Origin of the sequence: Martelella sp. HB161492 (assembly GCF_013184775.1) — a bacterium.
In the GTDB taxonomy this organism is placed as follows: domain Bacteria; phylum Pseudomonadota; class Alphaproteobacteria; order Rhizobiales; family Rhizobiaceae; genus Martelella.
On the sequence record NZ_JAATVV010000003.1, the window covers coordinates 34317 to 53136 of the forward strand.

Sequence of the window (18820 nt, forward strand, 5' to 3'; positions counted from 1 at the left end):
AGATCTGCCCATGATCCGATATATTCTCAAGCGCCTGGTCGGAATGGTCGTCGTGATGTTCCTGGTGGTGACGATCGTCTTCATCATCGTGCGCGTCACGCCCGGCGATCCGGCCGCCGTGATGCTGGGGCCGGATGCGACGCCGCAGGATATCGCCGAGCTTAGGACCAAGCTCGGTCTCGATCAGTCGATCCTGCAGCAATATGTGCTCTATATCGTCAGCATGCTGCATGGTGATCTCGGCCGGTCAATCTTCCTCAATATTCCGGTGACGACGGCGCTCGCCCAGCGCGCCGAGCCGACCTTTTTCCTGACCCTGTTCTCCCTCATTCTGGCGTCTGTCATTGCCCTTCCGGTCGGCATTTATGCGGCTTACCGGCGTGGTTCTTTCATCGACCAGGCCTCGACCGTGATTGCCATGACGGCGGCGAGCGTGCCGAGCTTCTGGCTTGGTCTGATCCTGATCCAGGTCTTTGCCGTGCGCTTCGGTGTCTTTCCCGTGTCGGGCTATGGCGGGCCGGATGCCAGTTTCGCCGACCGTCTGCACCATCTCATCTTGCCGGCGGTATCGCTCGGCGTGGTTTCATCGGCGCTGATCCTGCGGTTCACCCGTGCGGCAATGCTCGATGTCTTCAATGACGACTATATCCGCACCGCCCGCGCCAAGGGGCTTTCGGAAGGCAAGGTCGTGCTGAAACATGCGCTGAAGAACGCGCTGATCCCGATCCTCACCGTTCTCGGGCTGACGGCTGCCGTGCTGGTGGCCGGTGCGGTGGTGACCGAAACCGTGTTCGCGCTTCCCGGCGTCGGCAGTCTGGTGGTTTCTGCCGTGCTCAGGCGTGATTATCCGGTGATCCAGGGCGCACTTCTGGTGATTGCCGGGCTCTATGTTCTCATCAATTTCGCAATCGACATGCTTTATCTGCTCGTCGACCCGAGGGTTCGCTACTGATGGCCGATATTCAGACAGCCGGCAGCGACCGGACCAAATTCATCAAACAGCTGTTCAGGCGCAGAAGTGTTGCGGTCGGGCTGATCATTCTGGCGATCTTCATCCTGCTCGCCGTGTTTGCACCATGGGTGACGCCGTTTTCGCCCTCCAAGCTTTCAATCGCCAACCGGCTGAAGCCGCCGAGTGAGCTGCACTGGTTCGGTACGGACGAATTCGGCCGCGATGTCTTCACCCGAACCATTTTCGCCGGCCGGCTTTCTTTGCTCGTCGGGGCCTGTGTCGTGGTTCTGTCTTCGCTGGTCGGCGTGACGCTTGGTCTGCTGGCTGGGTTCTTCAAGCGGCTCGATACGCCGATTGCCCGGCTGATCGATGCGATGATGGCTTTCCCGGACATTCTGCTGGCGATTGCGCTGGTCGCAGCCCTCGGGCCCTCGCTGATGACCGTCATCATTGCGCTGTCGATCGTCTACGCGCCGCGTCTTGCCCGCATCGTCCGTGCATCGACACTGGTGCTGCGCGAACTGCCCTTTGTCGAAGCGGCAGAGGCGATGGGTATCTCCACCAGCCACATCATGACCCGGCATGTGCTGCGCAATCTCGTTTCGCCGATCCTGGTGCAGGCTACCTTCCTGTTTGCCAATGCCATCCTGGCTGAAGCGGGTCTTTCCTTCCTCGGCCTTGGCGTCAGCCCGGAAGTGCCGACCTGGGGCACGATGATCTCTGCGGGACGCCAGTATCTCGGTTCTGCCGACTGGATGACGTTCTTTCCCGGTGTGGCGATCATCCTGGCCGTTCTTTCTCTTCAAATCGTCGGCGACGGTCTGCGCGATATGCTCGATCCCCGGCTCAAAAAGGACCTCTGAAAATGCCTGCTGAACTGAATGGTTCACCTCTTCTGATCCGCAATGTCCGTCCAGTCGCCTTCGGCCGTGACACGCCGGACGGGCAGATCGATATCGCCATCGGCGCCGATGGCAGGATTGCCGCGACCGGGCGCGGCCTGCCGGTGACCGAAGGTGCGGAGGTGATTGATGGGGCCGGGGCCTTTATCTCGCCGGGCTGGACCGATCTCCACGTCCATATCTGGCATGGCGGCACGGATATTTCGATCCGGCCGTCGCAATGCGGCGTCGAGCGCGGCGTCACCACGCTCGTCGATGCGGGTTCGGCGGGTGAGGCCAATTTTCACGGCTTTCGCGAATATATCATCGAACCGTCGGTCGAACGGATCAAGGCCTTCCTCAATCTCGGTTCCATCGGTCTTGTCGCCTGCAACCGCGTGCCGGAACTCAGGGATATCAAGGATGTCGATTTCGATCGGATCGTGCAATGCTATGAGGAAAACCGCGACCACATCATCGGCATCAAGGTGCGCGCCAGCCACGTGATCACGGGGTCCTGGGGCATCACGCCGGTCAAGCTCGGCAAGAAGATCGCCAAGATCCTGAAGCTGCCGATGATGGTGCATGTCGGCGAGCCGCCGGCGCTTTACGAGGATGTTCTCGACGTGCTCGGCCCCGGCGACATCATCACCCATTGCTTCAATGGCAAGCTCGGCTCCTCGATCATGGAAGACGAGGATCTGTTCAATCTCGCCGAACGCTGCGCCGGCGAGGGCGTCCGGCTTGATATCGGCCATGGCGGTGCGTCCTTCTCCTTCAAGGTGGCCGAAGCTGCCATTGAGCGCGGGCTGATGCCGTTCTCGATCTCCACAGATCTGCATGGTCATTCGCTGAACGGTGCCGTCTGGGATATGGCGACCACCATGTCGAAGCTTCTGTCTGTCGGCATGCCGTTCGAGAAGGTGATTGAAGCCGTCACCCATGCACCGGCTCAGGTGATCGGGCTGCCGATGGATGATTTGCTGAAACCCGGTGCGCGCGCCGAATTTACGGTCTTCAGCCTGCTCGATGAGCCGCTGGATGTGGTCGATTCCAATGGGGATCCGGCGCATATGACCCGGCTCTTTGATCCCGAATATGCGGTGATCGGCACCCACGCCGTCAAGGCTTCGCGGCACACGCCCGGCACCTGGCGCGCTGGCTATAACGGACAGAATTACGCATTCCGCTGATTGCGCGCGCGATCGGGCGAAGGAAATTGAAATGACAGGAGCATTTGTGTCCCACACGTCTGAAATGGAAAAGATGCAGGCACCGTCGGTTGCCACACGACTGCAAGAGCTCGGTATCGAACTGCCGCCGCCGCCGCCGCCGATTGCCAATTTTGCCGCCTTCAAGCAGGAGGGCAACATGCTCTATCTCTCCGGCCAGGGGCCGAGCGAGAAGGATGGGTCGCAGCATTACGGCAAGGTGGGGGCCGAGGTCAGCGTTGAAGATGCCTATCAGCATGCCCGGCTTACCGGGCTCAACCTTCTGGCCGTGATGCAGGATGCGGTCGGTGATCTCGACCGGATCAAGCATATCGTCAAGATCCTCGGCATGGTCAATGCGAGCCCGGATTTCACCGCGCATCCGAGCGTCATCAATGGCTGTTCGGATCTCTTCGTTTCCGTGTTCGGCGAGAACGGTATTCATGCCCGTTCCGCCGTCGGTCTCGGTTCACTGCCGAACAACATCACGGTTGAGATCGAAGCCATCGTGGCGCTGAAGGATTGAGATCAATGCGAGTGCCAGCCCATCAACGTCTCGATATGCGCCGCAGACTGGCGGACGAAGTCGCCATAGGGCTGCTCGCCGGATGTCGCCTTGTGCTCGGGCAGAACGATGGAGATCGTGGCAACGCATTCGCCTTCGGTGTTGAGAATGGGCGAGGCGATGCAGGCAACGGCATAATCGGATTCGCCGACCTGTACCGAAAGCCGCTTCTCAAAGGCTTCACCCGCCGCCTTCGAAAGGTCCACCGGGTCAATCGCGGCGCGGCCGGTCGGCGAGGCACGTGCGCCGCGTTTGAAGAGCTCGATCCGGTCCTTGTCGGGCATATGGCCGACGAGCAGCCGTCCCGACGCCGTCCAGTTGAGCGGAATGCGCGAACCAACACGCGACATGACCTGAAAATGGCTTGGGCCATCCGCCATGGCCATCACCAGCATATGGTGGCCGTCGCGGCCGCAAAGCTGCACCGTTTCGGCGGCACGGCGGCAAAGATCGTGCATTTCCTGGGTGGCAACGCGCATGAAATCGACCGACCGGGCATAGGCGATGCCGTAATTGTAAAGCCGCGGCCCCAGCCACAGCGTGCCGTCGCTGGCACGCGTCAGAATGGTCTTCTCAACGAGGTCGTCAACAATCGTGTAAACGGTGGAAAGCGGCGCCTTGATCCCCTTGGCAATCGCATAGCCGCCCGCCGGCTCGCCGGTTTCATAGAGGAAATCGATGATCTGCAGCACGCGGTCAATACCGCTGACACGGCTGCGCTTGGCTTTGGTTTCGCTCGTTTTGGTTTCTTCAGCGCTATCGGTCATGACTTCAGCTTTGGCTATTCCTGATCTTTGAGTGTTGTTACGTTATTATGATATACATGTCGAGTTGCAAAGGGTGCTTCCGGCATTTTCTAGGAGAATGACATGAGTGAGGATATTCGTCCGTCGCTTGGCTTGAGACCGGTGATCAATGTCTCGGGAACGATGACGAGCCTTGGCGCCTCGATTGCCGTGCCGGAGGCGGTGGCTGCCGTTCAGAAGATCATGCCGCAATTCGTGGAGATGAATGATCTCCAGCGCAAGGCGGGTGACATCATTGCCCGGCTGACCGGTGCGGAAGCCGGTTTCATCACGGCATCCTGTTCATCCGGCATCTCGCTCGCCGTTGCCGGTACCATTACCGGCACGGATCTTCTGGCGGTTGAACGCCTGCCCGAGGTCCGGATCGCCAAGAAAGAGGTTCTGGTGCAGGTCGGCCATATGGTCAATTACGGCGCGCCGGTTGATCAGGCGATCCGGCTTGCCGGTGCCACCGTCGTGCCGATCGGTCAGGCGACCTCGACCCATCGGTTCCATCTTGAAAATGCGATCACCGAAAACACCGCTGCCGCGGTCTATGTCGTCTCCCACCACGTGGTCGATTATGGCCTGCTGCACCTTTCCGAATTCGTCGAGATCTGCCATGCGCGCGGGGTTCCGGTGATTGTCGATGCCGCGTCGGAATATGATCTGCGCGGCTTTCTGGAAACCGGGGCGGATATTGCGCTTTATTCCGGACACAAGTTTCTCGGCGGTCCCACATCGGGCATCGTCGCCGGCAAAAAGGAACTGGTGCGTCACGCCTATCTGCAAAATCTCGGTATCGGCCGGGGCATGAAGGTCGGCAAGGAAAGCATCTTCGGCGTCATGGCGGCGCTTGAAGCCTGGGAAACCCGCGATCATGAGGGTATCCGAGCGCGCGAGGCGGGCTATCTCGATCTCTGGAAGGCGACATTGTCTGGCCGTCTCGGCGTCAATCCGGTGATCGATCCCGATCCGACCAACAACCCGCTCGACCGGCTGAAAGTGATCATCGATCCGGCGGAGGCGCGCATCACCGCCTGGGATCTGGCGGCCGCACTGGCGGCGGGCGATCCGCCGATCATCGTCCGTGATCACGAGGCGGAGCATCACTATTTCTATCTTGATCCCTGCAATCTTCACCCAGGGCAGGAAGCGATCGTGGCCCGCCGTCTCGGCGAAGAGCTCGACAAGGCGCAACGTTCCAACGCGATCATCGCCACGCCGATCGAGGAGCTGAGCCGCCATCGTTTCGATGGCCTGCTGAGCTGGCCGGACTGACCGGCAGGCACAGTCAACAAGACAAGGACAAAAGGGGATATCGCCATGACCAGCCATGAAACCGCAAGACTGTCGGAACCTGTTCTGTCGGTTGAGAAGCTGACCACGTCCTTCTATGCCGATGGTGCATGGAACAGCGTCGTGCGCGATGTCTCCTTTGATGTCCTGCCCGGTGAAACGCTGGCCATTGTCGGCGAGAGCGGCTCGGGAAAAAGCGTCACCTCGTTGTCGATCATGGGGCTCCTGCCGCGTGATACGGCGAAGGTGACCGGCAGCATCATGCTGGGCGGGCGCAATCTTCTTGCGCTTTCCGACCGAGAGATGCGGGCAGTGCGTGGCGCCGACGTCTCGATGATCTTTCAGGAGCCGATGACCAGCCTCAATCCGCTGTTCACGATCGGAGACCAGATCCTAGAAGCGATCCGTTGCCACTCCGGAATTTCGAGGAAGGACGCGCGGCTGGAAACGATCCGGCTTCTGGAGAAGGTGCGCATCCCCTCGGCGGCATCGCGTTTTGATGAATATCCGCATCGTTTTTCCGGCGGCATGCGTCAGCGCGCGATGATTGCCATGGCGCTGGCGGCCAAGCCGAAGCTGCTGATTGCCGATGAGCCGACGACGGCGCTCGACGTTACCATTCAGGGGCAGATCCTCGATCTCATCAAGACGCTGCAGGATGAGGAGGGGACTTCGGTGCTGTTCATCACCCATGATATGGGTGTGGTCGCCGAGGTGGCGGACCGCACCGTCGTTATGTTTCGCGGTGAGCAGATCGAGACAGGCCGAACGGCGGATATCTTTGCCAAAAGCGTTGAACCTTACACGCGGGCGCTGCTGTCTGCGGTTCCCGTTCTCGGGTCGATGAAGGGATCGGCGCTGCCAGCGCGGTTTCCGATCATGGATGTCAAAAGCGGCGAGACAGAAGAGGCACGTGAGACCAGCGATACGGTGAAGCGTGATGACGAGCCGGTGCTTGAGGTCAGGAATCTGACCAAGCGGTTCGATATCCATTCAGGCCTGCTGTCGCGGCTGACGGGTCGCGTCCATGCGGTGGAAGATGTCTCCTTCAAGCTTCATGCCGGTGAGACCCTGTCGCTTGTGGGTGAGAGCGGTTGTGGCAAATCGACAACCGGCCGTGCCGTGATGCGGCTGATCGAGCCGGATGGCGGTGAGGTTCTGGTCAATGGTGAAAGCGTGCTCGGCTATGGGCGCGGCGAGATGCGCAAGCTGCGCCAGTCGGTGCAGATGATCTTCCAGGATCCTTTCGCCAGCCTGAACCCGCGCATGACCGTCGGCGAGGCCGTGGCCGAACCCTATCTCGAGCACAAAATGGGGACACGAGCCCAGGCGCGCGACAAGACGGCCGAAATTCTCGAAAAGGTCGGCCTGTCTGCCGATATGGCCAAACGGTTTCCGCACGAATTCTCCGGCGGCCAGCGCCAGCGTATCTGTATCGCCCGCGCATTGATGCTCGATCCCAAGGTCATCATCGCTGACGAGAGTGTTTCGGCACTCGACGTGTCGATCAAGGCACAGGTGATCAATCTGATGCTGGATCTTCAGGAGAGCATGAATATCGCCTTTTTGTTCATCTCGCATGATATGGCGGTGGTGGAGCGGCTCAGCCATCAGGTGGCCGTCATGTATCTCGGCGAGATTGTCGAGATCGGCCCACGGGACATGGTGTTTTCCAACCCGCAGCATCCCTATACGCGCAAGCTGATGGAGGCGGTTCCGATCCCCGATCCCGCCCGTCTCGGCATGCGGCGTGGCGGCCAGGCGGAAGAGCTCAAAAGCCCGATCCGTCCGCTCGATTTTGCCGCGCGCACGCGCATCTATCATGAGGTTGCGCCGGGGCATCTCTGCCTCAGCGACTGACGTTCTCGGCAGGCGTTCCGGCACAGTTGTCCGCGCGATGAAGGCAGGAATGGGCGGTTCACGGCACACGTAATGCCGCTTGACGGGCGCCGGATCCCGCCTGGAACGGTCTGCCCTTGCCGCGGGTCCGACACTCTGCAACTCCTGCCCTGGCTGCTCATGCGCATATCAGCTTTGCGCCGGCGGTTTCAGGCAGCGCATTATCCCGTGTATTCACAAGACCATCCTCGTGCCGGCGCACAGTATTGCTTTGTCTTACATTTTCGGCGACTGTTGCACTCATGCCCGGTTGGGTCCATTAAGATTGTTTTTGATTGGACTGTCAGGGGAAAACTCTTTATACGAGCGCCTAAATCGCGTTCGCGTTTTCTTGGGTGAAACTTTTTTCTCTCAAAGAAAAGCCTAGATTTCCTGAGATGAAATAAACCTCGGGCACAAGGCAGGTCTATCAAAGATTTGTGTGGAATTGCGTGGATGATCTCAAAGAATATATTCATATCGGTTGTATATTTCAGGCAGTCAGAGGTTGTCCGCACATCATACCTGAACCCGATTCAAGCAGGTGCAGCGGTCTCTGGCCGGAAAAGACTTGATGGATTTATCGCTGATGACAGCGGTCGCAATATTTCTGCGAAAAATGTTGCGTGGAATGAACTCACGGCAATATACTGGATGCGCCATAATGTGGATGCCGAATATTACGGCATGATGCATTACCGGCGGCTCTTGTGTTTTTCTTCCACGCCGCCGCGGTCGCTGTCCTTCTGCTCGGTCGGCGAAAGCGAGTATGAGCGATTCGGCTGGCAAGATGCGCTGATTGAGAAAGCCTGTGCCGAAGCCGATATTCTGATCCCGCAAAAGCGCCCGGTCCTGCTTTTTGGCATGCCGGAGCTGGAGCTGACGCCGCTCGAATTCTATGCCCACCAGCATCAAGCAGCGGACATGGCGCTCATCGAGGAGATCGTGCGCGAGCAATCGCCGCACATCTATCCCTATCTGGTGAAGGTTCTGACAGGCCGGCGCGTGTTCTTCAACAACATTACCGTTATGCGCAAGGCATTGTTCTTTGAATATACCGACTGGCTGACGGCGGTCATCGAGGCAGCGGAGAAGCGCCGGGATCTGTGTGACTACGATGCCTATCAGGGGCGGATCTGGGGCTTCCTGGCCGAGTATCTGACCAATGCCTATGTGCTTTATGCCGAAGCGGTTCACGACGCCAAGGTGAAGGAACTGCCTCTGGCCTGGGGAACGCGCCCCGTGTCCGAGTTCAAGCCGGTGAAGGCGCTTGCCCGTGCTCGCAGCCCGCAGCAGGCCGGCATGTCGGCCTCGGGCAATGGCGAAGACGTCAATGTGGTCTTCACCATCGACGGCAAATATGTGGCCCATGTGGCGACAGCGATCCTGTCCTGCCTGCAGACCGCTGACGATCCGGCCCGGCTTTCGATCTTCATCATTCATGACGGTACTGTCGGTCAGGCCGATCGTGACCGGTTGGCGGCACTTGCCGAGACTTATGCGGCCCGGCTGCAGTTCATCGCTTTCGACGGACGCGATCTGCGCTGGCTGCCGCAAAGCCGGCGATGCGGCAGTGCGGTGGTCAACTTCCGTCTTGCCCTGCACCGGCTCCTGCCCGAGACGATGGACAAGGTCATCTACCTTGATGCCGATGTCGTAGCGGTCGCCCCGATCGAACAGTTGTGGGATACCGATCTGGAAGGCTGTGGCATCGCTGCAGCGCCCCAAAGTGCCGGGCTGCTTCATGGCAGACGTCTGCGCATGCCCTATGGCACGCGCTATTTCGCCTCCGGTGTTCTGGTCGTCGACCTGGCGGCGATGCGCAGGATGGATTTTGACCTGGCGCTTCTGGAGATCGTTCGGGACAAGGGAAGCTATATGGTTTCCCATGTCGATGACATCTTCAATCTGCTGTACTGCGGCAACGTCAAGATGCTTCATCTGCGCTGGAATGCGACGACAAAGCTCTATGAAGAGAATGTCCAGGAGCCCTCATATGATGAGGCCGAGGCGAGGCTGGCGGCTTCTGAACCGTCGATCGTGCATTTCTCGGGTACCGTCAAGCCATGGAAGCGCAAATGCGTGCATCCGTTGAGCGAGCTTTACTGGGACTATCGCAACCAGACGGCCTGGGCGGAAAGCTGGTGGGAGCAGCGCATGCGCCGGCTGTTCCGTTATATTCGCATTAAGCATCGGGCGCGCAAGCGCCGTCTCGGGCAGAAGCTGTCTTCAGGGGGCTGAGGCCTTACGAGCGCCAGTCGCCATTATTCATGATACTCATACGGAAAAGCGCCGGTCTGCAATGCAGGCCGGCGCTTCGCGATGGTGCTCAGTCATATGACGTTCGTGCAACGCCGCCGGCCCCTCAGGCCCTGGCCCGTTCTTCTTCATGATGCGTGTCTTCCCGGCTGATGCGCGGCAGAAGCTGCATTTCGTAAAGCTTTCGATAGGCGCCCTGTCGCGAAAGCAGCTCATCAGGCGGGCCCTGCTCGACGATCGTTCCGTTTTCGACCACGACGATATTGTCGGCAGCTGCCACCGTTGAAAGCCGATGGGCAATGACGATCGCCGTGCGCCCGCGCGTCAGGCGCTCAATCGCTTCCTGAATGAGGGCCTCGGAGTGGGAATCAAGCGCACTGGTGGCTTCATCAAGGATGAGGATTTCGGCCTGGCGAAGGATGGCGCGGGCAATCGCCAGACGCTGCCGCTGACCTCCGGAGAAGTTCGAGCCGTTGTCGGCAACAGGCGTGTCATAGCCCTGCGGCATGTGGGTGATGAACTCGTGGGCATTGGCGGCCTTGGCAGCCTCAATAACCTCTTCATCACTCGCGCCTTCACGGCCGAGGCGGATATTGTCACGGATGGTCAGATCCTTGAACAGGAAGGTGTCCTGTCCGACATAGGCCATGCGGCTATGCAGGCTTTGATAGGTGATATCGCGAAGGTCGATGCCGTCAATCTTGACGGCGCCGCCATCGACATCGAACAGGCGCATCACCAGGCTGACGATCGTCGACTTGCCGCCACCTGAGCGACCGACGAGCGCGGTCATCTTGCCGGCTGGCAGGCTGATGTTGAGGCCGCTGAAGAGCGGGTTTTCAGCGTCATAGGCAAAGTTGACGTCTTCGAAAACGATATTTCCCTTGCCGCTCGGCAGGGCGATCGCATCAGGCTTTTCCTTCATGCCGACCGGATGGTCGTTGATCTCGTAAAGCATGCGGACGCCGACCATGCCAGCCTCGAGATTGACGCGCATGCGTGCCAGGCGCTTGGCAGGCTCATAGGCCAGCAGCAAGGCGGTAATGAAGGACATCATTTCGCCGGGGGTGTTGCCCTGGCCCACGACCCAGAAGCCGCTCAGCGCGATGACGCCGGCAATGGCAAGACCGGAAAGGGTTTCCATGATCGGGCTTGTCGCCGCACTCAGTCTTGCAATCTGGTTCGAGCGGGTTTCCACCTGACGCACGACCTTATCCATGCGGCCGGACATGTAGCCCTCAAGATTGAAGGTCTTGATCACGCGAATGCCGGTGGCGGTATCCTGCACATTCTGAATGATTGCAGCCAGCGAGGCGAGTTCCTGCTGCATGATCTCGCGGACTTTTTTGGTCAGAACGCGGACGCCGTAGAAGGAAATCGGGCCAACGATCACAGCAACCAGGAACAGCATCGGCTGCTGGACGATCATCACGATGACAAGGCCGATCAGGGTGAAAAGGTCACGAACGAAAGAGGTGACCATCAGGTCGATCACGGATCGGGCCGCCTGCGCATTGTTGGTGATGCGCATGACCAGTTCGGATGACGGGAATTTCGAGAAAAAGCGGATATCCTGCAGCAGGACAAGGTTGAAGACCTTGCGCTGGACCTCGGCGATGATGTTGTTGCCGGCCTTGCTGAGAAAAACGGCCTGAATGTAGGTCGCGATGCCCTTGACGATAAAGATTACCGCCACGCCGACGGAAAGCAGGAGAACGCGCTCGAGATCTTGTGAAACGACCGTTTCATTGACAATATCCTTCATGATCCATGCGCTCAGCGCTGTCACACCGGCAGTCACGAGCATCGCGCAGATGGCGATTGCGTACCAGGGATATTGTTTGCGAAGATTCTCGGAAAGCAAGCGCACCAGAAGCGTTTTGCTCTGCCGATCCAGAAACGATTTGAACACGCGAAAACCTTTACCTGTTCTCGCACCGGGCACGGGAAAACATTTCCACATTGCGACCCGGAGCGGGTGTTCGGCGTCAGCCGAATTCAGGAGACAAGCGCTACTGCGCTGCTTTTGCCCTGTTATCTAGTCCCCGACACATATCTCCGGGAGCATAAAAACGCAAGATGCGCAGAAGACACGGTGGTCGCAAAAGTGTGCTGTCGGCGATACTAACATGATGGTTGTGTGTTCCATGAATCTACTGCTTTGTTAGGCGGATGCAGCAATTCAGTCTGAGTTGCGTGGGGTTTCTAATCTGTTTATAGCCGGATATCACAAACGCAGGATTGGGGCGGCGCCAGCGCAAGGAAACCATATGAACATCGAGAACTATCTGCTCTGCCGGCCCCACGGCGGGCTGAATGACATGCTGGTCCAGATTGCGTTTTGCCGGAATTATGCAGCCCGCTCTTCGCGTTCACTGGTCATTGATATGAACAGAGGCGGCTGGAAAGACGACTTTCAGCGCTACTTCGTCCCCCTTCCGACATTCGCCGCCCGCTGGCATGACTGGACCGAGGAAACGGCCGACCGTCTTGCCGGTCTGGAAACCGTCCAGCCCTCGCAGCTCAAGGGCCGGATCAGAGACTATCCTTTCACGCAGAAGGGCTCGGCGTTTCTGCTTGCCGGCACCGATGTCCGTCTCGGATTTGATGCCGAGCGGGATTATGACGAGCGCCTGCTGGTTCATGAGCAATGCGGTGGCGGCCTCGAGTCGATTGAATTGCTGCGATATGTGCGCTTTACCGCCGAGACGGCGAACGGCATTCTGCAGCGGATCCTGCCGCTCGGCGGCGATTATGATGCCATACATGTGCGCCATACCGATATGAAAACGGATTATCGGGATTTCCTGAAGAAGATTGCGCCGGCGCTGGCCGGACGGCGTGTGCTGTTATGTACGGACAGTCACCGGGTGCAGCTGGAGGCGCCCGGTCTGCTGGCCAAATGTGCGGCAGTGATGACGCTCGCGGCTGTTCCTGATACGGGCGGCATGGGGCTCCATTATCATAATTCCGGCAATATTTTTGATCGCAACCTTGGCAGTCTGGCCGATCTGGTCGCGCTGGCCTGCTCGAGAAAACTCTATTTCGCCGGTGTCAGGGATGGTGACGGGATTGCCAGGGTTTCCGGCTTCTCGCTTTTGGCGGAAGGGCTGCATCAGCAACAAGGCGTGATTCGGGTTCTTCTGTCCGCAGCCGATGAGGCGCTTCGGGCGCGCTTTGAAGCCTCACACGACGCCTCGCGCTGGCCTGATCTTTCCCTCCGTCAGAGGCTGATCCGCCGTCTTGTGGATATGGGACAGCTCTTCTGGAACAGGGAAGCCCTCAAGCGGGCGAAACGTCTGCGCCGCCACATCGCTGCGACGGCGCAGATTGGCTGACCGGTGCTTCAGAGAAGCCCGCGGCCCTTCAGCATCGCATCGGGGCTCGGCATGTGACCGCGGAAGGCGGTGTAGGCCTCCTCGGCATCGACTGCGCCGCCAACGGCGAGGATGTTGGTCTTCAGCTTTTCTGCCATTGCCGCATTGAAGGCATCGCCGGTTTCCTCGAAAGCCTCGAATGCATCGGCATCCAGCACTTCCGACCACATGTAGGAATAGTAGCCGGCGGCATAGCCGTCACCGGCAAAGATATGCAGGAAATGCGGTGCGGCATGGCGCATGACGATGGCATCGGGCATGCCGATCTTCGCCAGGGTTTCAGCCTGAAGCGCCAGCGGATCCTCCGGCGGATTTTCGGCCGTGTGCAGCGCCATGTCCACAAGCGCCGAGGCGGTGAATTCCACGGTCGCGAAGGCCTGGCCGAAGGTTGCGGCCGCGAGGATCTTGTCCAGAAGCGGCTTCGGCATCGTCTCGCCCGTCTGGTAGTGAACGGCGAATTCGGACAGAACCTCCGGCACGGTCAGCCAGTGCTCGTAGAGCTGAGATGGCAGTTCGACGAAATCGCGCGACACGCCGGTCCCCGAAACGGAGGGATAGGTGACATCCGACAGCATGCCATGCAATGCGTGGCCGAATTCATGAAACAGCGTGTGCGCATCGTCAAGCGAGAGCAGAGCGGGCTTGCCTTCGGCCGGCTTGGCGAAGTTGCAGACATTGTAGATGATCGGGATCTCGCCCTTGGCGCCATTTTTCAGCGTCAGACGGTGCTGGCTCTGGAAGGCGCTCATCCAGGCGCCGGAACGCTTCGACGGGCGGTTGAAATAGTCGCCGAGAAACAGCGCTTTCAATGTCCCGTCGGCTTCGCGGATTTCAAAGACGCGCACATCGGGATGATAGCCGGGTATGTTTTCGACGGGCACCGCCTTGATGCCGAACAGCCGTTCGGCCACTGCAAAACAGGCGGCGATCATGTTTTCCAGCTGCAGATACGGCTTGACCTCGCTTTCGGAGAATGAGAAGCGGCGGCCCTTCAGCTTTTCGGCATAATAGCGCCAGTCCCAGGCGGCAATGGCGTGGTTGGCGCCTTCCTCCTTGACCAGTTCCGACAAGGCGTCCTCGTCATGCGCGGCTGCGACGACGGCCTTTGACCAGACATCGGCGAGCAGGGCATCAACATTTTCCGCCGTCTTGGCCATGGTGTTGTCGAGCTTGAAGGCGGCGAAATTGTCGTAGCCGAGCAGCTTCGCCTTCTCATCGCGCAGCGCCAGGGTTTCGCGCATGACGGGGCGGTTGTCATGCTCACCGTCAGAGAGACCGCGGGAGATCCATGCGGCGAAGGCCTTTTCACGCAGGTCGCGGCGGGCAGAAAAGGTGAGGAACGGCTCGATGATCGAGCGTGAAAGCGTGACGGCATAAGCGCCTTTGCGGCCGCGCTCGGCGGCGGCGCCCGCCATGGCATCGATCAGGAACTCGGGCAGGCCGGCAAGGTCTGCGTCCTTGTCCAGAAACATCGCCCAGCTGCTTTCATCGGCAAGCACATTCTGGCCGAAGGCAGCGCCAAGCTCGGCCAGACGGCCGTTGATTGCCGCCAGCCGTGCCTGCTCGTCCGGCCCAAGTCTGGCGCCGGAGCGGATGAAGCCCTTCCAGTGACGCTCGAGTACACGCAAGGCCTCCCGGGTCAGGCCCAGAGCTTCCCGGGCCTGCCACAGCGTATCGACACGCTGGAACAGGGCCTTGTTGGCACCGATTTTCGAATAGTGATCGGATAATTTTGGCGCGATCTCGCGCTCAAGTGCCTGGATTGCCGGGTTTGTATCGGCGCTGGCACGGTTGAAGAACAGCGCAGAAACGCGCGACAGCTGGTCGCCGGAAATTTCCAATGCCACGATCGTATTGTCAAAGCTCGGCGCTTCGCCGTTTTCAGCGATTGCGGCAATTTCGAGATCATGTGCCTCCATGGCGGCTGCAAAGGCCGGTCCGTAGTCGCCGTCATCGATGGCCTGAAAGCGCGGCAGGCCCTGAAATCCGTCCCATTCGAAGACGGCGGCGTTGGGTTTTGCTTGATCCGACATGGTCTATTTCCTGTTTTTATGCTTTTGCAGGCGAAATTACGAAAAAACATGCTGCCAGCACTGTGTTTGCCGCATGTCTGCCTTCTGTGCAAGGCAGGTTGCCACCTGCGGCAAAAAACAATAAGTGAAGCTTATCTTTGATGATGGACAGAATATGGCGGCATCTTCCGACCCCAACCGGCTCGGTTTTCTTCTCGCGGATGTTGCCCGGCTTTTCCGGCATGCCTTTGAACGGGCCATCGCCGAGGCAGGGCTTGATCTCACGCCCGGTGAGGCACGCACCCTGGTCAGGGTCTCGGTCATGTCGGGGGCGCGTCAAAATGTGATTGCGGAGCATCTCGGCATCGAGCCGATGACGCTCTGCCGCTATCTCGATCGTCTCGAGGTGGCGGGGCTTATCAGCCGTACCGCCGATCCGTCGGATCGGCGTGCCAAGGTGATCAGTACGACGGACGAGGCGGATGCAGTGCTTGCTGCGATACGCTCGGTTTCCGACACATTGTTTGAGCAGTTGCTGGAAGACTTCTCACCGGAGGAGCGGAATGGGCTGAAGGCGGGACTGGTCGCATTGCGCAACAAGTTCGCGACGCTCTGAGCAGCGGTTCGTCATCGGGATGCCAAAGAAGCTCCGCCAGCCCGGCGGAGCTGAAACCGGGACCTGATATGTCGACCAATTCCAGCGCAACGGCGCAAGCGCCCGTATCCAAAACGCCGATGAGCGAGGCCCAGACCAGCCTTATCGGCGCGCTTCTGACCATGCTCGGCCCGGTTTCGCTCGCGCTCTACACGCCAGCCATGCCGGCGCTGACGGAGGCCTTCGGCACCACCGATGCAGCGATCAAGATGTCGCTGTCGCTGTTTTTCGGCGGCTTTGCCTTCGCCATGCTGATTTCGGGGCCGCTTTCCGATGCACTCGGCCGCCGTCGGGCCGTGATCATCTTCATGGCGATCTATCTGATCGGGGCGCTCGCCTGTGCGCTGGCGCCCTCGGTCGAATATCTTCTGATCGGCCGTCTGATCCAGGGCATTGGCGCTTCTGTTGGCCTGACGGTCGGCCGGGCGATCGTGCGCGATCAGTTCGTTGGCGAGACTGCGGCGCGGATCATGAACATGATCGGCATCATGCTGGCGGTCGGGCCGGCGATCGCGCCGACGATCGGCGGGTTGATCCTGCTTGTGTCCGGCTGGTACGCCATATTCTTCGCCATGGTCGCCTTTGGTGCCGTGCTTCTGGCACTGGTGTTGCTGCTGATGGTGGAAACGACGGTGCCAGACCCGAAGAAGGCGGAGCCGAAAGCGCTGGTTAGTGCCTATCGTTCGATCCTTGGCGATCAGCGCTTTCTCGCGTCATCCATGGTGATTGCCGCCTCCGTCGGCACGCTTTACGCGCTGTCTTCGATCCTGCCCTTCGTGCTGATCAAGGTGGCCGGGCTGACGCCGACCCAATACGGGATCGGCATGCTGATGCAGACCGGGCTCTATTTTTCCGGCTCGGTCGTCTTTCGCATCGTGCTGCGCTGGTTTGCGTCCAAAAGCCTCGTCACAGCCGGTCTTTTCTTTATCGGCTGCGGCGCAACGGCGATGGCGATCTCGACGGAAGTGCTGCCGATCTCCTATCTCTCCGTGATGCTGCCGGTCGGGCTTTTCGCGTTCGGCATTGCCTTCGTGCTGCCCTACATGACCAATGCGGCGCTTCTGCCTTTTCCCGATATTGCAGGTTCCGCCTCGGCGATGATGGGGTTCATGCAGATGGGATCGGGCCTTTTGACCGGTGCGATTGCCGCAGCGCTCGGCTCACCGGTTCTGGCGCTGAAGATCGTTGTTCCGGTGATGGGCGCGCTTGCCATTCTCTCCTATCTCTGGCTGCTTTTTGCCGAGCGCCATGTGCCGGATGCCTTTGAGGCCGAGCTGCAGAGTGCCGAGGCATCAGAGGTGATCCTGCCGCTGAAAGCGACGTCCGAACTGGCTGAATGAGCGCGAAACGCAAAAAAAAGGCGGCCATCGGGCCGCCTCTGGCTGCTGACAAACCGCGCCTTTTTTGCTGACGTCATGCCTGTGCTTGTCACAGGCATCCAGCCGACGCGCGTCTGCGCGCCGAGAGAATGTTCTATTCAATGCCTTATGAAACTGGATCCCCGTGACAAGCACGGGGATGACGACGGAGGGGGCGGCCATTCCACCCCGAACAGGCAAGCTGAACGACTTTGTCAGCAGTCCGAGGCGGCCATCGGGCCGCCTTTCGTGATTTGGATGCGGGCTGTGATCAGCCCTTTTGATTGCGCTTGGCAAGGGTGCGCAGGCGCAGGGCGTTCAGCTTGATGAAGCCGGCGGCATCCTTCTGGTCATAGGCGCCGTGGTCGTCCTCGAAGGTGACAAGGGCTTCCGAATAGAGCGACTTGTCGCTCTCGCGGCCAATGACGATGACATTGCCCTTGTAGAGCTTCAGCGTGACTTCGCCTTCAACATGTTCCTGGCTCTTGTCGATCAGGGCCTGCAGCATTTCGCGCTCGGGCGAGAACCAGAAGCCGTAATAGATGAGCTCGGCATATTTCGGCATCAGCTCGTCCTTCAGGTGCGCTGCACCCCGGTCAAGCGTGATGCTTTCGATCGCACGGTGGGCGGAAAGCAGGATGGTGCCGCCGGGCGTTTCATAAACGCCGCGCGACTTCATGCCGACAAAACGGTTCTCGACGAGGTCGAGACGGCCGATGCCGTTGTCGCGACCATAATCGTTGAGCTTGGCCAGAAGCGTTGCCGGGCTCATCTTCTCGCCATTGATGGAAACAGCGTCGCCCTTTTCAAAGCCGATCTTGATGATGGTCGGCTGATCGGGGGCGGCTTCCGGCGAGATGGTGCGCATATGCACATATTCCGGCGCTTCGACCGCAGGATCTTCCAGCACACGGCCCTCCGAGGAGGAATGCAGCAGGTTGGCGTCAACCGAGAAGGGCGCTTCGCCGCGCTTGTTCTTGGCAATCTGGATCTGGTGCTTTTCGGCAAATTCCAGAAGCTCTGTGCGGCTCTTGAAGGTCCAGTCGCGCCAGGGGGCGATGATCTTGATATCGGGGTTCAGCGCATAGGCCGACATTTCGAAACGAACCTGGTCATTGCCCTTGCCGGTGGCGCCATGGGCAATCGCGTCAGCGCCGGTTTCGCGGGCGATCTCGATCAGCTTCTTGGAGATCAGCGGACGGGCAATCGAGGTGCCGAGCAGATAGACGCCCTCATAGACGGCATTGGCGCGGAACATCGGGAAGACGAAGTCGCGGACGAATTCTTCGCGCACATCCTCGATATAGATTTCCTTCACGCCGGCATTTTCTGCCTTCTTGCGTGCGGGTTCCAGCTCCTCACCCTGGCCGAGATCGGCGGTGAAGGTAACGACTTCAGCGCCGAGTTCGGTCTGGAGCCATTTCAAGATGATCGAGGTGTCGAGACCGCCCGAATAGGCGAGCACGACCTTCTTGATGTTATTGTGCGAGGCCATGTGTGTTTCAGTCCATCTGGTCAAAGGCTTCGAGAAGCCGTTTTCAAGCATTTGTTGCCGTTTTAGCGCCTTTGTCGCCGCGTGCAAGGAAAA

Annotated in this window: 14 protein-coding genes; 10 read left to right on the top strand and 4 right to left on the bottom strand. The window is 59.4% G+C overall.

Translation table 11 applies throughout. The features are described 5' to 3' along the window. Positions 1-10: 10 nt before the first annotated feature. The 4 genes from HCK86_RS05890 (at position 11) to HCK86_RS05905 (ending at position 3570) form a co-directional block, all read left to right on the top strand. A complete protein-coding gene (locus HCK86_RS05890; RefSeq protein ID WP_176083548.1) occupies positions 11-952 on the top strand; it encodes an ABC transporter permease in 942 nt (313 codons plus the stop codon). Then, the gene (locus tag HCK86_RS05895; RefSeq protein WP_176083549.1) at positions 952-1815 is read left to right on the top strand and encodes an ABC transporter permease; all 864 of its coding nucleotides are present in this window, start codon (positions 952-954) and stop codon (positions 1813-1815) included. Before HCK86_RS05890 ends, HCK86_RS05895 begins: the two co-directional genes overlap by 1 nt. 2 nt (positions 1816-1817) lie before the next feature. Next, positions 1818-3026: an amidohydrolase/deacetylase family metallohydrolase gene (locus tag HCK86_RS05900; RefSeq protein ID WP_176083550.1), complete on the top strand. Its 1209-nt coding sequence runs from the start codon at positions 1818-1820 to the stop codon at positions 3024-3026. Positions 3027-3090: 64 nt separating this feature from the next. Continuing rightward, on the top strand, positions 3091-3570 hold the full coding sequence (locus HCK86_RS05905; RefSeq protein ID WP_176083848.1) for a RidA family protein: 480 nt from the start codon (positions 3091-3093) through the stop codon (positions 3568-3570). A gap of 2 nt (positions 3571-3572) precedes the next feature. Here the strand turns inward: HCK86_RS05905 and HCK86_RS05910 are convergent, their stop codons facing one another. Further along, a complete protein-coding gene (locus tag HCK86_RS05910; RefSeq protein WP_176083551.1) occupies positions 3573-4376 on the bottom strand; it encodes an IclR family transcriptional regulator in 804 nt (267 codons plus the stop codon). A 102-nt stretch (positions 4377-4478) separates the two neighbouring features. Between HCK86_RS05910 and HCK86_RS05915 the strand changes: the two genes are divergently transcribed. The 3 genes from HCK86_RS05915 to HCK86_RS05925 all read left to right on the top strand — a co-directional run bounded on the left by HCK86_RS05915 (position 4479) and on the right by HCK86_RS05925 (position 9812). Beyond that, a complete protein-coding gene (locus tag HCK86_RS05915; protein ID WP_176083552.1) occupies positions 4479-5675 on the top strand; it encodes an aminotransferase class V-fold PLP-dependent enzyme in 1197 nt (398 codons plus the stop codon). Positions 5676-5720: 45 nt separating this feature from the next. Next, positions 5721-7553: an ABC transporter ATP-binding protein gene (locus HCK86_RS05920; RefSeq protein ID WP_176083553.1), complete on the top strand. Its 1833-nt coding sequence runs from the start codon at positions 5721-5723 to the stop codon at positions 7551-7553. Between the two features lie 474 nt (positions 7554-8027). Beyond that, a complete protein-coding gene (locus HCK86_RS05925; RefSeq protein ID WP_176083554.1) occupies positions 8028-9812 on the top strand; it encodes a DUF4422 domain-containing protein in 1785 nt (594 codons plus the stop codon). A gap of 124 nt (positions 9813-9936) precedes the next feature. On the opposite strand, the gene HCK86_RS05930 is transcribed toward HCK86_RS05925, so the two are convergent. Beyond that, the gene (locus tag HCK86_RS05930) at positions 9937-11742 is read right to left on the bottom strand and encodes an ABC transporter ATP-binding protein (protein ID WP_348641043.1); all 1806 of its coding nucleotides are present in this window, start codon (positions 11740-11742) and stop codon (positions 9937-9939) included. 358 nt (positions 11743-12100) lie between these two features. Between HCK86_RS05930 and HCK86_RS05935 the strand changes: the two genes are divergently transcribed. Continuing rightward, positions 12101-13168 carry a hypothetical protein gene (locus HCK86_RS05935; protein WP_176083556.1) on the top strand — a complete coding sequence of 356 codons (1068 nt, stop codon included), beginning with the start codon at positions 12101-12103 and terminating at the stop codon, positions 13166-13168. An 8-nt stretch (positions 13169-13176) separates the two neighbouring features. Here the strand turns inward: HCK86_RS05935 and HCK86_RS05940 are convergent, their stop codons facing one another. Continuing rightward, positions 13177-15240, bottom strand: a complete 2064-nt coding sequence (locus HCK86_RS05940) for a M3 family metallopeptidase (protein ID WP_176083557.1) — start codon at positions 15238-15240, stop codon at positions 13177-13179. A gap of 154 nt (positions 15241-15394) precedes the next feature. On the opposite strand from HCK86_RS05940, the gene HCK86_RS05945 reads away from it, so the two are divergent. Continuing rightward, positions 15395-15835 (top strand): MarR family winged helix-turn-helix transcriptional regulator, encoded by a 441-nt coding sequence (locus HCK86_RS05945; RefSeq protein ID WP_176083558.1) that lies wholly within the window; start codon positions 15395-15397, stop codon positions 15833-15835. Positions 15836-15903: 68 nt separating this feature from the next. Next, positions 15904-17214, top strand: coding sequence for a multidrug effflux MFS transporter (locus HCK86_RS05950; RefSeq protein WP_246739477.1), 1311 nt, complete (start codon positions 15904-15906; stop codon positions 17212-17214). A 289-nt stretch (positions 17215-17503) separates the two neighbouring features. Here the strand turns inward: HCK86_RS05950 and HCK86_RS05955 are convergent, their stop codons facing one another. Further along, a complete protein-coding gene (locus HCK86_RS05955) occupies positions 17504-18727 on the bottom strand; it encodes an argininosuccinate synthase (protein ID WP_176083559.1) in 1224 nt (407 codons plus the stop codon). Positions 18728-18820: the final 93 nt, after the last annotated feature.